Genomic DNA, 15,403 nt, shown 5'->3' on the forward strand with positions numbered 1-15,403 from the left:
AGGCCCGATAACTCAGACACGCACGCAGACACCCGAACCACCCCCCGGGACCACTACCCAGGAACCCACGTCCGAGGCCTAAAACAACGGCATTGGTCCTAGGCCGTGTCCGCAAAGTCCCGCCTGCCCCACGACGCCTGGCACGCACTCTCGCCGCACCGGGCGAAGCCCCGGGTACATCCAGTACGAGGGCCTCCGCCCGGCACGCCGAGAGCACGCACCAGACGCCGCGGGGCCCGCCCTCCGGGCGGACGACGGGACTTTGCGGACACGACCTAGCGGCTCAGGGTGATCGTGCCGGACGGGCACACCTGTGCCGCCATCGCCGCGGCGGTGGCCTGCGTCTCGTCCGGCTCGGCGTCGAGCACCTCCACCAGACCGTCGCTCTCGCCCTGGTCGAACAGCGCCGGCGCCGTCAGTGCGCACTGGCCCGCACCGACGCACCGGCTCCTGTCCACATGGATCTTCATGACTTCGCTCCTCTGGTTCACCAACGGACGGGCAACTCGTGCAGACCGAACAGGGTGCCGTCGTACTTGAACGGCAGGGCGGTGACGTCGGCGTCGACCGCGAGCGTCGGCACCCGGCGGAACAGCGTCTGGTAGACGATCTCCATCTCGGCGCGCACCAGGTTCTGTCCGAGGCACTGGTGCACCCCGTAGCCGAACGCGACGTGGTGGCGCGCGGCCCGGCCCGGATCGAACTCGTCGGGCCGGTCGAAGCTGTTCAGGTCGTGGTTGGCGCCGGCGATGAGCGGGATGATGCCCTCCCCGGCCCTGACGACCTGCCCGCCGATCTCCACGTCCTCGACCGCCACGCGCAGCGCGACCAGGTCCGCGACCGAGTGGTAGCGCAGCAGCTCGTCCACCGCGCGGTCGTCGCCGATCCACTGCGGGTTCGACAACAGGGTCACCACGCCGAGCGCGATGTTGTTCGCGGTGGTCTCGTGCCCTGCGATCAGCAGCAGCATGATGACCCCGGTCAGCTCTTCCGGGGACAGGACCGCGGTCTCCAGCAGCCGGGAGATCAGGTCGTCGCCCGCCCGCCTCTGCTTGACCTTGATGAGTCTGCCGATGTAGCGCAGCAGCTCCTGGACGGCCACGCCCCGCTCGTCCTCGGTGGTGGTCTTCAGGTTCACCAGCGTTTTGGTGCGTGACTCGAAGAACTCCCGGTCCACGAACGGCACGCCCAGCATCGTCGAGATCACCAGTGAGGGCACTGGCAGCGCGAACTCGGCGACCAGGTCGGCGGAGTTGCCGAGGGACAGCAGGTGGTCGACGCAGCGGTCCACGGTCTCCTGGACGAGGGGCCGCCACTGCCGGATGCGCCGCACGCTGAATTCGGGGATCAGCGCCTTGCGGAACCTGTCGTGCTCCGGGGGGTCGATGCCGACGAACCAGCCGGGGATCTGATCCTGTGTCGGCACGCCGCCGGTCCTGGCGACGTTGGGAAAGCCCTCGCGCGCGGGATCGGAGCTGATCCGGCGGTCGGTCAGCACGGTGCGCACGTCCTCGTACCGCGACACCAGCCACACCGGGCTGCCCGTCGGCAGCGTCGAGCGGATCAGACCGGGCTGCTTGCGGAAGTCGGCGTACTGACGCGGCGGGAATGGCTCGCCGGGCAACCGTACCGGGAACTCCGTCGCCTCGGGTTCGGAAAGCGTCATGGGTGCACGTCCCATCGGGATCGGGGCGCCGGTCAGCCGGCACCGTAGAACTTGCGGACCCGGCCGACGACGAAGTCCTGGTCCTCGGGGCTCAGATCGGTGTAGGTCGGCAGGTAGAGGCCCTCCTGCGCGAACCGGGTGGCTCTGAGCGAAGGCCACATCGGGTCGCGGTACATCGGCTGCCTGCTCATCGGCTGGAAGAAGTAGCGGGTCTCGATGCCGTTCTCCGTGAGGAACTCCATGAGCTCGTCGCGGTCCCGGGCCAGCACGTCGTACATCCACAGCACCTGCCGTGACGGCATCAGTGTGATGCCGTCGACGCCGGAGAGCCCGCGGTCGTAGTGCGCTTCGATGCGCGCCCGTGCCGCGAGGATCTCGTCGATCCGCTCGGTCTGTGCCAGGGCGACGGCGGCCTGCAGATTGGTCATCCGGAAGTTGTAGGCGAGCTTCTTGTGCAGGAAGTTGTGCTCCCTGCTGAACGCCATGCCCCGCAAGTGCTCCATCTGGGCGGCCAGACGGGGGTCGTCGGTGACGCACACCCCGCCCTCGCCCGAGGAAATGATCTTGTTCGCGAACAGCGAGAAGCACGCGATGTCCCCGACCGGGCGGACGCCGTGTGCCTCGGCGGAGTCCTCGACCACCCGGAGGTTGTACTCGAAGGCGATCTTCATGATCGCGTCCATGTCGCACCGCCTGCCGTAGACGTGCACCGGCATGATGGCCCTGGTCCGCGGAGTGATCTTGTCCTCGATCAGCGTGACGTCGATGTTCAGGTCGTCGCCGCAGTCCACGAACACGGGCGTGGCACCCGTGTACGACACCGCCCAGGCCGTTGCGACCATGGTGAACTCCGGAACCAGCACCTCGTCGCCCGGCCCGATGCCCAGCGCCCGCAGCGCCAGGGTCAGTGCCGTGGTGCCCGACGAACAGGCGACGGCGTGCTCGACCCCGTTGTATCGGGCGAACGCCTGCTCGAATCGCGGAATGTAGGGTCCCTGCGCGGAGATCCATCCGCTGGTGACCGCGTCGGTGACGTACTCCAGTTCGCGCCCCTTCATGCTGGGCCTGGAGACCGAGTACTTGAATCCCATGGGGTCCTCGCTCGTTGAGTGGTGCCGGCGCCGAAGGGGATCGCTCGGGGGTGGCGCTTCGCAGCGGTCAGGAAGCCAGGGCGGGCAGGTCCAGCACCAGATCGGTGGCGGCGGCCGCGCCGCCGGCGGCGCGCAGCAGCTTGCCGAAGCGCTGGGCGCGCTCGCTGAACGACGGCTCGTCCAGTACCCGCTGGAGCGCACGGAAGATGTCGTCACCGGTGCCGTGGTGCGGATCGACGGTCAGGCTGACGCCGAAGTCCTCGCCGCGCACCGCCTGGTCGTGGCAGTCCACCCACAGGGGGCGGATGACCATGGGCTTGCCGAAGTAGAGGCCCTCGTGGAAGCCGTTGCCACCGCCGTGGGTCAGGAACGCCTTCACGTTCGGGTGGGCGAGCACGTCGAGCTGGGAGGGCACCCAGCTCTCGATGCGCACGTTCTCGGGCAGCGGCCCGTCGGGCAGCAGACGCTGCTGCTCGACGGGCAGCTTCCACAGGATGTGGTGGTCGTCGCCCAGCCGCCGTGCCACCGTGAGCATGTCACGCACCTGTTCGGAGGTCAGGCGGGTGGTGGTGCCCAGGCCGACGAAGATCACGGAGTTGTGCCTGGCGAGCCACCCGCTGACGTCCTCGTCCTCGGGTGCCTGAGGCAGCGGCGGGACCAGCGCGCCCACCATCCTCATGTTGTCCGGCGCCCGGAAGGGGTAGTCCAACTCGGCCAGTGACCCGTTCACGACCAGTTCGGCGCGTTCGATCCTGGCCAGGAAGCGCCGCGCCTCCGGGGCGATGCCCAGCTGCTGCCGGGTCTGTCTGTCCCGCTTGAGGACCCGCGCCATGGACGGGCGCAGGAAGATCCCCAGGGTGCGCACACGGAAGAGCCGGTTCTCGATCCGCTGCCGCAGCGTCATGTGCACGGACAGGCCCGAGTGCGGCACGGGGAAGTCGGGGTCGGTGTACGCCTTGGTGAAGGGGGTGTACGCGGTCACGTAGTTGCTCGGCAGGAAGGGCGAGACGAGCACGTACGGGATCCTGCGGGTGATCGCGATGTCGATGGCGTACGCGGTGAGGCTCTCGATGACCATCAGCGCGGGCTCGAGTTTCTCGACGATCTCCAGGAGCCGCCTGTACTTGTCGACGTGCAGCGCGGGGTCGTAGGTGTGGCGGATCACGGCGGCATGCGCGGCGAACCGCTTCGGGCCTGTCACCTTGGCGTAGACGTCCTCGTCCCACGTCAGGGCCGACAGCTCCGGCACCACGTCGCCGAGTGAGGCGAAGCGTACCGCCGACACGTCGGCCAGCGCCTCGACGTCGCCCCGGCGTTCCTCGTCGGTGGCGAACCACAGGTCCTGGACGCCGCGCCGCGCGAACTCGCCCGCGATCGTCTGGACCGGGTTGAACAGACCGCTCTCCGGGAGGCTGACGAACAGGATCGGCCGCGAGCTGGATGACATGCGGGACACCTTTCGGGCGGGCTTATCCACGGACGGGACCGGCGTGCGCCCCCGAGGTCCCGTTTATCCCACCGTCGACGGCCGGAATTCCCTAGACCGGCGGGGAGCCGCACAGGCCCCCGCGCCCGTGCCCCACCTGTAGGGAAATACGGGTTGGGCCGTGCATACGCTCCACCGCTGAGTCCCTGTCGTACCTACCGGTCTGAGGTGGTCCCACGTCATGAGCGAAGCCGGCAACGAGAACCCGGAAGTGACCGACCCGGTGGTGATCGTCGGTACCGCGTGCCGCCTTCCCGGCGGCATCGACTCGCCGGAGGAGCTGTGGCGCCTGCTGTGCGACGGCGAGGACGTCTTCGGGCCGTTCCCGACGGACCGCTGCTGGGACCTCGACGCGCTGTACGACCCCGACCCGGCGGCACCGGGCCGGAGTTACGTGCGCGAGGGCGGGTTCCTCGCCGGCGCCACCGAGTTCGACGCCTCGTTCTTCGGGATCTCACCACGTGAGGCCGAGGCGATGCACCCGCAGCAGAGGCTGCTGCTGGAGGTCGTGTGGGAGGCGCTGGAGCGCGCGGGCGTGGACCCCGCGACGCTGCGCGACACCGCCACCGGCGTGTTCGTCGGTGCCGAGGCGCATGAGTACGGCCCGGGGCTGACCAACGCGCATGGTGCCGAGGGCCACCTGCTCACGGGCACCGCGGGCAGTGTCGCCTCCGGCCGTGTCGCCTACGAACTGGGTCTTCGCGGACCCGTGCTCACCGTGGACACGGCGTCGTCCAGCTCGCTGGTCGCTCTGCACCTCGCGGTGCGGTCGATACGCAGCGGGGAGTGCGCGCAGGCCGTCGTCGGCGGCGTCACGGTCATGCCGACTCCGGCAGCCTTCGTCGCGTTCAGCCGGCAGCGCGCACTGTCGCCCGACGCTCGGCCGAAGCCCTTCGGCGCGGACGCCAACGGCACCGCGTGGAGCGAGGGCGTCGGCGTGCTGTTAGTGGAGCGCCTGTCGACGGCCCGTGCCGTGGGACATCAGGTGCTGGCCGTGGTGCGGGGCTCGGCGATCAACTCCGACGGCGCCTCGGCAGGACTCACCGCGCCGAGCGAAGAGGCGCAGCGCGAGGTCATCGTCGCAGCCCTCGCCGACGCGGGCCTGCTTCCCTCCGAGGTGGACGCCGTGGAGGCACACGGCACCGGCACCCCGCTCGGCGACCCGGTCGAGGCCCGAGCGCTCATCGCCACGTACGGACAGGACCGCGACCGGCCGTTGTACACCGGGTCGCTGAAATCCAACCTGGGGCACACCCAGGCCGCGGCCGGCGTGCTCGGCGTGGTGAAGATGGTGGAGGCCCTGCAGCATGGCGTCCTGCCCGCCACCCTGCGCGCCGAACCACCGACGCCGCACGTGGACTGGTCGTCCGGTGCCGTCGGACTGCTGACCCGGAAACGGGACTGGCCGGGCGGTGACGCCCCGCGCCGGTGCGGCGTGTCGTCCTTCGGGTTCAGCGGCTCCAACGCCCATGTCCTGCTGGAGGAGGCCCCGCCCGCACCCGACCCGGCGGAACGGGAGACCGCGCCGCATCCGGCCGCGTTGCCGTTGGTGCTGTCGGCGCGCTCCGCGGCGGCGTTACGTGGTCAGGCCGCCGGCCTGGTCGGACTGGAGGCCGATCCGCGGGATCTCGGACATTCGCTGCTTACCTCGCGTTCGCTGTTCGAGCACCGGGCGGTGGTCGTCGATCGTGACGGGCTGGAGCAGTTCGCCCGGGGTGAGGTGACGCCCGCCGTTGTCGCCGGTGTGGCGGACGTCGAGGGCGGGACCGTATTCGTGTTCCCCGGTCAGGGTGCGCAGTGGGCCGGCATGGGCGCGCGGCTGCTGGACGAGTCATCGGTGTTCGCGGAGCGGATCGGCGAGTGTGCGGCGGCGCTGTCCGAGTTCACCGACTGGTCGCTGGTGGATGTGCTGCGTCAGGCCGAGGGTGCGCCGGACCTGGACCGCGTGGACGTGGTGCAGCCGGTGTCCTTCGCGGTGATGGTGTCCCTGGCGGCGCTGTGGCGCTCGCGGGGTGTGCACCCGGACGCGGTCGTCGGTCACTCGCAGGGTGAGATCGCTGCCGCCGTCGTCGCCGGGGCGCTGTCTCTGGAGGACGGTGCCCGGGTGGTCGCGCTGCGCGCCCGGGCCATCGCCCGGCGGATCGCGGGTGACGGTCTCATGATGTCGGTGCCGTTGCCGGTGGAGCGCGTCGAGCCGTTGCTGCCCGCCGACGGGTCCGTGCAGATCGCGGCCGTGAACGGGCCGGCGTCGGTCGTCGTCGCCGGTCCGCCCGCCGCGCTGGAGACGCTGTTCGACACGCTGACCGCCGACGGTGTACGGGTGCGGCGTATCGCCGTCGACTACGCCTCGCACACGACGCGGGTCGAGGCGATCCAGCAGGAACTGCTCGACCTGCTCGCGCCGATCCGGCCCCGGACCGCGCAGGTGCCGTTCTATTCGACGGTGAGCAGCGAATGGCTGGACACCACGACGATGGACGGCGGCTACTGGTACCGGAACCTGCGCCACACGGTGAACTTCGGGCCCGCGATCGCCACGCTGCTCGACGAAGGGCACCGCGCCTTCATCGAATGCAGCCCGCATCCCGTGCTCCGTGTCGGTATCGCCGAGGCGGTCGAAGCGGCCGGTGTGCGGGCCGTCGTGACGGGCACGCTCCGTCGTGGCGAGGACGGCCTGAACCGCGTGTTCACGTCGTTCGCCGAGGTGTTCGTGCGGGGTGTGACGGTGGACTGGTCCGGTCTGTACGAGGGCGGCCGCCGGATCGGCCTGCCCACCTACGCGTTCGACCGCCGCCGGTACTGGCTGGCCGGTCCCGGTGCCACGGCCGCGCCCGTGCGCCGACCGGAGCCCGTCGCCGACGTCCCGGCGCTCGATCGCGCGGCGCTCCTCGACGCCGTCCGGGCGCAGGCTGCCGGCGTGCTGGGGCACACGGACCCGGCCACGATCGACACGTCCCGGGAGTTCCGCGCCCTCGGTTTCGACTCGATCACCGCCGTCGACCTCCGTGAGCGGCTCGTCGCCGCACTGGGCATCGCGCTGCCCACGTCCGCCGTCTACGACCACCCGACGCCCGACCGGCTCACCGATTTCCTGCTCTCCTCCGTCACCGGCGACACCGAGGAAGCCGCCACCACCCGGGCCGCGGCCGACGAGCCGATCGCGATTGTCGGCATGGCGTGCCGGTTCCCGGGCGGCGTCGCCGGCCCCGACGACCTGTGGCGGGTAGCCGCCGAGGGACGTTGCGTCGTCGGCGACTTCCCGACCGACCGCGGCTGGGACCTGGACGCGCTGTTCGACCCGGGCGCCGACGGCACGCCCGCCGTCGCCACCCGCTCCGGCGGCTTTCTCCCCGACGTGGCAGGCTTCGACGCCGAGTTCTTCGGTGTCTCGCCGCGAGAGGCCAAGGCGATGGATCCCCAGCAGCGCCAGCTGCTGGAGACCACGTGGGAGGCGCTGGAGCACGCCGGCCTGGACCCGACCTCCCTGCGCGGCACCCGGACCGGCGTGTTCGTCGGGACCTTCGGCGGCAGCTATGCATCGTTGCTCGGCCGGCGCGACGACTCCCGCGGCTTCGTGATGACCGGTACGACGCCGAGTGTCATGTCGGGCCGGACGGCGTACGTGCTCGGCCTCGAGGGCCCGGCGCTGACCGTCGACACCGCGTGCTCGTCGTCGTTGGTGGCGCTGCATCTGGCCGCACAGGCACTGCGCGCCGGGGAGTGCGGGCTCGCGCTGGCGGGCGGCGTGACCATCATGTCCACGCCCGACAACTTCGTGGAGTTCACGCGGCAGGGCGGCCTGGCCGTCGACGGTCGGTGCAAGTCGTTCTCCGACGCCGCCGACGGCACCGGCTGGTCCGAGGGTGTCGGCGTGCTGGTCCTGGAGCGGCTGTCCGCCGCCCGCGCGAACGGACACCGGGTACTCGCCGTCGTGCGTGGCTCGGCCGTCAACCAGGACGGAGCCTCCAACGGCCTGACCGCACCGAACGGGCCGTCGCAGCAGCGGGTGATCCGTGCCGCGCTGGCGAACGCGGGCCTGCGCCCGTCCGAGGTCGACGTGGTCGAGGCGCACGGCACCGGCACGAAGCTCGGCGACCCGATAGAAGCCCAGGCCTTGCTGGCGACATACGGCCGGGACCGGGAGACGCCGCTGCTGCTCGGCTCGCTGAAGTCCAACATCGGCCATACGCAGGCCGCCGCCGGTATCGCGGGTGTCATCAAGATGGTGCAGGCCATGCGGCACGGGAGGCTGCCGGGGACCCTGCACGTGGAACAGCCGTCGTCGCACGTGGACTGGTCAGCGGGTGCGGTGGAGCTGCTCACCGAGGCCGCACCCTGGCCCGATACGGGCCGTCCGAGACGCGCGGCGGTCTCGTCGTTCGGTATCTCCGGCACCAACGCGCACGTCGTCCTGGAGCAGTTCGCCCAGCCGGAGCCCGCGCCCGGGACGGACGGTGTCCTGGTGCCGTGGGTGGTGTCGGCACCCACACCGGAGGCGCTGCGCGCGCAGGCGACGCGGGTCGCGACCGCGTCCGGCGGCGCGGCCGACGTGGCGCTGTCCCTGGCCGGCACCCGCACGCACTTCGCTCACCGTCTCGCCGTGACCGGCCGGGACGGCGACACCCTGCGGGCCACGCTGGCCGACCCGACCGACGCGGTCCAGGGGTCGGTCGTCCAGGGCAAGCTGGGCGTGCTGTTCACCGGCCAGGGCTCGCAGCGCCTCGGCATGGGCCGCGGCCTGTACGAGCGGTTCCCCGCGTTCGCCACGGCGTACGACGAGGTCGTCGCGGCACTGGGCACCGAGGTCCGGGACGTCATGTGGGGCCGGGACGCGGCGGAACTCGACCGGACCCGTTGGACGCAACCCGCGCTCTTCGCGCTGGAGGTCGCCCTGTACCGGCTCGTGGAGTCGTGGGGCGTCGAGCCGGACATGGTCGGTGGCCACTCGGTCGGTGAGATCGCCGCCGCGCATGTCGCCGGCGTGCTGTCGCTGGCCGACGCGGCGACGCTCGTGCTCATGCGGGCCGGCCTGATGCAGGCCCTGCCCGAGGGCGGGGCGATGCTGGCTGTCGAGGCGACCACGGCCGAGGTCTGCCCGCTGCTGGTGGAAGGAGTGTCCATCGCGGCCGTGAACGGGCCGATGTCGGTCGTGGTGGCCGGTGTCGGCGAGGTGGTGGCCGAGATCCGCGACACCTTCGCGGAGCTGGGCCGTCGCACGAAGCCGCTGCCGGTCTCCCACGCCTACCACTCGCCGCTGATGGACCCGATGCTGGCCGAGTTCGGCGAGGCGCTGGAGAACTGCACGTTCCACGAACCGCGTATCCCGTTCGTGTCGGCGCTCACCGGCCGGATCGACTCGCCCGACAGCGGAATCTACTGGGTGCAGCACGTGCGGCAACCGGTGCTGTTCACGGACGCCGTCCGGGCGATGGCCGACGCCGGTGTCCGCACCGTGCTCGAACTCGGACCGGACGGCACGCTCAGCGCACTGGTTCCCGATGCCGCCGGCGACGTCGACCTGCGCGCGATCCCGGTGCTGCGCCGTGACCGGCCCGAGGAGGACCGGGCCGTCACCGCGCTGACGGAGCTGCACGTGCGCGGCACGAAGGTGGACTGGGCGGCCTTCCTCGCGGACACCGGAGCGCACACCGTGGCCCTGCCCACCTACGCGTTCCGCCATCAGCGGTTCTGGCCGGACGACGGCGGGGCGGGTGACGTCATCGGCGCCGGTCTCGACCAGGCCGGCCACCCGTTGCTCGGCGCGGTCGTCCGGTTGGCGGACGGCGATGGCGTGCTGCTCACCGGCCGGCTGTCCGCCACCGCCCACCCCTGGATGGCGGACCACGTGGTCGGCGGCCGGACCCTGTTCCCGGGCACGGGATTCGTGGAGCTGGTGCTGCGCGCCGGCGACGAGGCCGGTTGCCGACGGCTGGACGAGCTGACGCTGACCGTGCCGCTCGTGCTGCCCGCGCGCGGCTCGGTTCCCGTGCAGGTCGCGGTCGGCGCGGACGAGGGCGGCCGCCGCCCGGTGAAGGTGTCGTCGTGGGCCGACGGCACCTGGACGCTGCACGCCACCGGACACCTCACTGCGGACGCTCCCGTGGTGGACACGACGTTCGCGCGGGGCGCGTGGCCGCCGGCCGGCGCGCAGGCCGTGCCGCTGGACGACTGCTACGAGCGGCTGGCCGCGATGAACCTCGCCTACGGCCCGGCTTTCCGGGGCGTGCGTGCCGTGTGGCGGCGGGATGCCGAGGTGTTCGCCGAGGTCGCGCTGCCCGACGTGGTGGCAGGCCAGGCCGGTGCCTTCGGTCTGCACCCCGCGCTGCTCGACGCCGCCGTGCAGGTGGCGTTCCTCGGCGAGATGGGTGTGGCACCCGGGGCCCTGCCGTTCGCGTGGGAGGGCATGTCCCTGGCGGCCGCCGGCGCGGCCGTACTGCGGGTCCGCCTGACCACGAAGGGCCCGGGCGTGTCCATCACGGCCGCGGACGCGCTCGGTGATCCGGTCGCGGCCGTCGAGTCGCTGACGTTGCGGGCAGCCGCCACGCCCGTCGCCGCGCACGCCTACGACTCGCTGTTCGCACTGGACTGGACGCCGCTGCCGGAAGCCGGGGCGATCGAGCCCGCCGCTGTGAGGGAGTTCGCGCCGGCCACCGGCGACATTGCAGCGGCGACGCACGCGGCGGCGATCAAGGCGCTCGAGGCCGTGCAGGAGTGGCTGTCCGGCGACAGCGCGGAACCGCTGCTTTTCGTGACACACGGAGCGGTGACGGGCGAAGATCCGGCCTCGGCTGCCGTGTGGGGCCTGGTGCGGACCGCGCAGACCGAGAACCCCGGCCGCTTCCTGTTGCTCGACCTGCCGGAAGGCCAGGACCCCTCGACGGCCTACGGCGCGTTGCTGGCGTCCGGCGAACCCCAGGGCTGGGTGCGGGACGGTGTCGTGCACGCCGCCCGGCTGGCGCGCCTCGGTGCGGACGCGGGCCTGTTGCCGCCCGGCGGCAGCGGGTGGCGGCTGGACGTCCCGCAACGGGGAAGCATCGACAGCATCGCCCTCGTCCCGTACCCCGAGGCCGAGCGCGAACCGACCGGCCGGCACGTACGCGTGCGGGTGCGCGCGGCGGGCGTGAACTTCCGGGACGTACTCAACGTCCTGGGCATGTACCCCGGCGACCCGGGCGCGCCCGGCGCCGAGGGCATGGGCGAGGTCGTGGCGGTCGGCCCCGAGGTGACGGGCGTGCGAGTCGGCGACCGCGTCATGGGCATGATCACGGGCGGCTTCGGCCCGCTGGCGGTCGTGGACGAGCGATTGATCGTGCCCGTACCGGCGGCCTGGCCGGACGAGGTGGCCGCAGCCGTCCCGCTGGTGTTCCTCACCGCGTACCACGGTCTTGTCGACCTGGCGGGGCTGCGCAGCGGCGAGCGCGTACTCGTCCACGCCGGTGCCGGCGGCGTGGGCATGGCCGCGATCCAGCTGGCGCGGCACCTGGGCGCCGAGGTGTTCGCCACGGCGAGCGAGGGCAAGTGGGACACGCTGCGCGCCCTCGGCGTCGCGGACGACCACATCGCCGGCTCCCGGACGCTCGACTTCGCCGAAACGTTCGGCAGAGTGCTGGGCGAGCAGCGGATCGACGTCGTGCTCAACTCACTGGCCGGGGAGTTCGTCGACGCGTCCCTGGGCCTGCTCGCCGACGGCGGCCGCTTCGCGGAGATGGGCAAGACGGACGTGCGCGACCCCGCCGATCTGCCCGGCGTGCGGTACCTGCCGTTCGACCTGATGGTGGTGGAACCGGACCGCGTCGCCGCCATGCTCGCCGAACTGAGTGAGCTGTTCGAGGCCGGGGCGCTGGCGCCGCTGCCGGTGCGATCGTGGGACGTGCGGCGCGCGCGCGACGCGTTCCGCCACATGAGCCAGGCCAAGCACATCGGCAAGATCGCCCTGACGATGCCGACGGGACCCGCCACCGACGGCACGGTCCTCATCACCGGCGGCACAGGCGGACTCGGCAGCAAGCTCGCCCTGCATCTGGCCGGGCAGGGCGTGGCCCGCATGGTGCTCGCCTCACGCCGCGGACCGGCGGCGGACGGTGCGGCACAACTGCGCGAGGAGCTGGAGCGACGCGGTGTCGAGGTGCGGACGCTCGCCTGCGACATCGCAGACGGTGACGCCACCCGCGAGCTGGTCGCGAACATCCCTGATCTCACGACGGTCGTGCACACCGCGGGTGTACTCGACGACGGCGTGGTCGGCTCGCTCACGCCCCAGCGGCTGGCGACCGTGTTGCGGTCGAAGGCCGACGCGGCCTGGAACCTGCACGAGGCGACCAAGGACAGGCGACTCACGGACTTCGTGACGTTCTCCTCGGTCATGGGAGTCATCGGCGGGGCCGGCCAGGCCAACTACGCCGCCGCGAACGCCTTTCTCGACGCACTTGCGGCGCACCGCCGTTCCTCGGGCCTGCCGGCCCTCTCACTGGCCTGGGGCGCGTGGGCGCCGGGCGCCGGCATGACCGCGACGCTGTCCGAGGCGGACCTCGCGCGAATGGCCCGCGACGGCATGGCCCCGCTGTCGACGGAGCAGGGCATGGCGTTGTTCGACGCCGCGCTGACCGTCGATGCTCCGGCGCTGGTGCCGATGCGGCTGGAGCTGTCCAAGCTGCGCACGAGGAGTGACGTACCGGCCGTGTTGCGCGGTCTCGCCGGCACCGGACGCCGTACCGCCGCCTCCGCCGCAGCGGCGGACACCGCCACACTGGCATCGCGGCTCGCCGGCGCGGCTCCCGACGAACGCGTGCGGCTGGTGCTCGGCGCCGTACGGACCGAGGCCGCTGCCGTCCTCGGCCACGGCTCACCGGCGGCGATCGAGCAGTTCCGCGAGTTCCGGCAGCTCGGCTTCGACTCGCTCACCGGCGTCGAACTGCGGAACCGGCTCAACACGGTCACCGGCCGCCGACTGCCGTCCACGCTCCTGTTCGACTACCCGACTCCGTCGGCGCTCGCGGAGTACCTGCGGGACGAACTCACGCCTTCCGCCGAGCCCGAGGCGGCCGGGACCGGCACGCCACTGGAGCAGCTGGACCGGCTGGAGGCGGCCGTCGCGGTCGCCGGCTCCACGGCCGACCACGCGGCGCTCGCCGACCGGCTCGAGCAGCTCGGCCGACGGCTGCGGCAGGCGGAGACAGACGCGGCCGGACACGTCGGCGAGATCGACGTCGACAAGATCAACTCGGCTTCGGTCGACGAGCTGTTCACGATCATCGATGGCGAGCTGGGCATCTCCCAGGACTGAACCCGCCCGCCGCCGCCCCCCGTTCGTTGATGGAGAAGAGGACCTGCGATGGATGACCACGGCCAGCAGGACAAGGTTGTCGAGTATCTGAGGCGTGTGACGGTCGACCTGCGCACCGCCCGCCAGCGCATAGAGGAACTCGAGCTGAAGGGACGCGAGCCGATCGCCGTGGTCGGCATGGCGTGCCGGTACCCGGGCGGTGTGCGCTCGCCGGAGGACCTGTGGCAGCTGGTCGTGGACGGCACCGACGCGGTCACCGAGTTCCCGGCCAACCGCGGCTGGGACCTCGACACCCTCTACGACGCCGACCCCGGGCATGTGGGCACGTCCTACGCGCGGGCCGGCGGTTTCCTCCACGATGCGGGGAACTTCGACGCTGAGTTCTTCGGCATGAGCCCGCGGGAGGCCATGGCGACGGACGCGCAGCAGCGTCTGTTGCTGGAGACGTCGTGGGAGGCGTTGGAGCGGGCGGGTATCGACCCGGCGTCGCTGCGCGGCAGCCGCGCCGGCGTCTACGCGGGCGTGATGTACAGCGACTACCGGGAACTGCTCGCCGACGACGGTTTCGAGGGCTACCGCACCAACGGCAGCCTGCCCAGCGTCGCCTCGGGCCGCGTTGCCTACACACTGGGGCTGGAGGGGCCGGCGGTCACGGTCGACACGGCGTGTTCGTCGTCGCTGGTGACGCTGCACCTGGCCGCGCAGGCACTGCGCAACGGCGACTGCACGCTGGCCCTGGCCGGCGGTGTGACGGTGATGTCCACGCCGAGCACCTTCGTGGAGTTCTCGCGCCAGCGCGCCCTTTCCGCCGACGGCCGCTGCAAGGCCTTTTCCGACTCCGCCGACGGCACCGGCTGGGCCGAGGGCGTGGGCATGCTCGTGCTGGAGCGCCTGTCGGACGCACGGCGGCTCGGCCACCCGGTGCTCGCGGTGGTGCGGGGTTCGGCGGTGAACCAGGACGGCGCGTCGAACGGCCTGACGGCGCCGAACGGCCCTTCGCAACAGCGGGTCATCAAGCTGGCGCTGGCCAGTGCCGGGCTGCAAGCGTCCGAAGTGGACGTCGTCGAGGCGCACGGCACGGGCACGTCGCTGGGTGATCCGATCGAGGCGCAGGCGCTGCTGGCGACCTACGGGCAGGACCGTGAGACGCCGTTGCTGTTGGGTTCGGTGAAGTCGAACATCGGGCACACACAGGCCGCCGCGGGTGTCGCCGGTGTGATCAAGATGGTCATGGCGATGCGGCACGGGCTCGTGCCGAAGTCGCTCCACGCCGAGACGCCCTCCTCCCATGTGGACTGGTCGGCGGGTGCGGTGACACTTGCGGCGGAGGCCGGCCCATGGCCGGTGGTGGAGCGGCCGCGGCGGGCGGCGGTGTCGTCGTTCGGGATCTCCGGCACGAACGCGCACACGATCCTGGAGCAGGCCCCCGATGCCGAGCCGCGCGCCGAAGCGCCGGTCGACGCGGTCGTGCCGTGGGTGCTGTCCGGGCACACGCCGGCGGCGTTGCGCGCGCAGGCGGAGCAACTGGCACTCCGGCTGGACACGGGTGCGCATCCGGCGGACGTCGGCCTCACCCTGGCCACCGGCCGAGCGCACCTCGCGCACCGGGCGGCGTTCGTCGGCCGGGACGCCGCCGACCTGGCAGCGAAGCTGACGGCCTGGACCGCGGTGGAGGGGGTGGCTGGTGATGGTCGGTTGGGGGTTGTGTTTACGGGTCAGGGTGCGCAGTGGTTGGGGATGGGGCGTGGGTTGTATGGCCGGTTCCCGGTGTTTGCGGAGGCTTTCGATGCGGTGGTCGCGGAGTTGGGGGCGGATGTCCGGGAGGTGATGTGGGGTGAGGATGCGGATGTGTTGGACCGGACGGGGTGGTCGCAGCC

Annotated in this window: 5 protein-coding genes and 1 pseudogene; 2 read left to right on the forward strand and 4 right to left on the reverse strand. The window is 71.8% G+C overall.

Annotation, left to right across the window (positions count from 1 at the left end; translation table 11 throughout):
- Positions 1-275: 275 nt before the first annotated feature.
- The 4 genes from AC07CM_RS48670 to AC07CM_RS48685 all read right to left on the reverse strand — a co-directional run bounded on the left by AC07CM_RS48670 (position 276) and on the right by AC07CM_RS48685 (position 4,204).
- Positions 276-470, reverse strand: a complete 195-nt coding sequence (locus AC07CM_RS48670; RefSeq protein WP_478883015.1) for a ferredoxin — start codon at positions 468-470, stop codon at positions 276-278.
- 17 nt (positions 471-487) lie between these two features.
- The gene (locus AC07CM_RS48675; protein ID WP_478883016.1) at positions 488-1,666 is read right to left on the reverse strand and encodes a cytochrome P450; all 1,179 of its coding nucleotides are present in this window, start codon (positions 1,664-1,666) and stop codon (positions 488-490) included.
- Positions 1,667-1,698: 32 nt separating this feature from the next.
- Positions 1,699-2,757 (reverse strand): DegT/DnrJ/EryC1/StrS family aminotransferase, encoded by a 1,059-nt coding sequence (locus AC07CM_RS48680; protein WP_478883017.1) that lies wholly within the window; start codon positions 2,755-2,757, stop codon positions 1,699-1,701.
- A gap of 67 nt (positions 2,758-2,824) precedes the next feature.
- Positions 2,825-4,204, reverse strand: coding sequence for a glycosyltransferase (locus AC07CM_RS48685; protein ID WP_478883018.1), 1,380 nt, complete (start codon positions 4,202-4,204; stop codon positions 2,825-2,827).
- A 253-nt stretch (positions 4,205-4,457) separates the two neighbouring features.
- On the opposite strand from AC07CM_RS48685, the pseudogene AC07CM_RS48690 reads away from it, so the two are divergent.
- Both AC07CM_RS48690 and AC07CM_RS48695 read left to right on the forward strand, forming a co-directional pair.
- Positions 4,458-13,526 (forward strand): annotated as a pseudogene (locus AC07CM_RS48690) (type I polyketide synthase); the annotation flags it as partial.
- Positions 13,527-13,574: 48 nt separating this feature from the next.
- The coding region (locus AC07CM_RS48695) for a type I polyketide synthase (RefSeq protein WP_478883019.1) at positions 13,575-15,403 on the forward strand (1,829 nt) is incomplete at its 3' end.

The organism is Streptomyces sp. NPDC044061, from assembly GCF_056434305.1.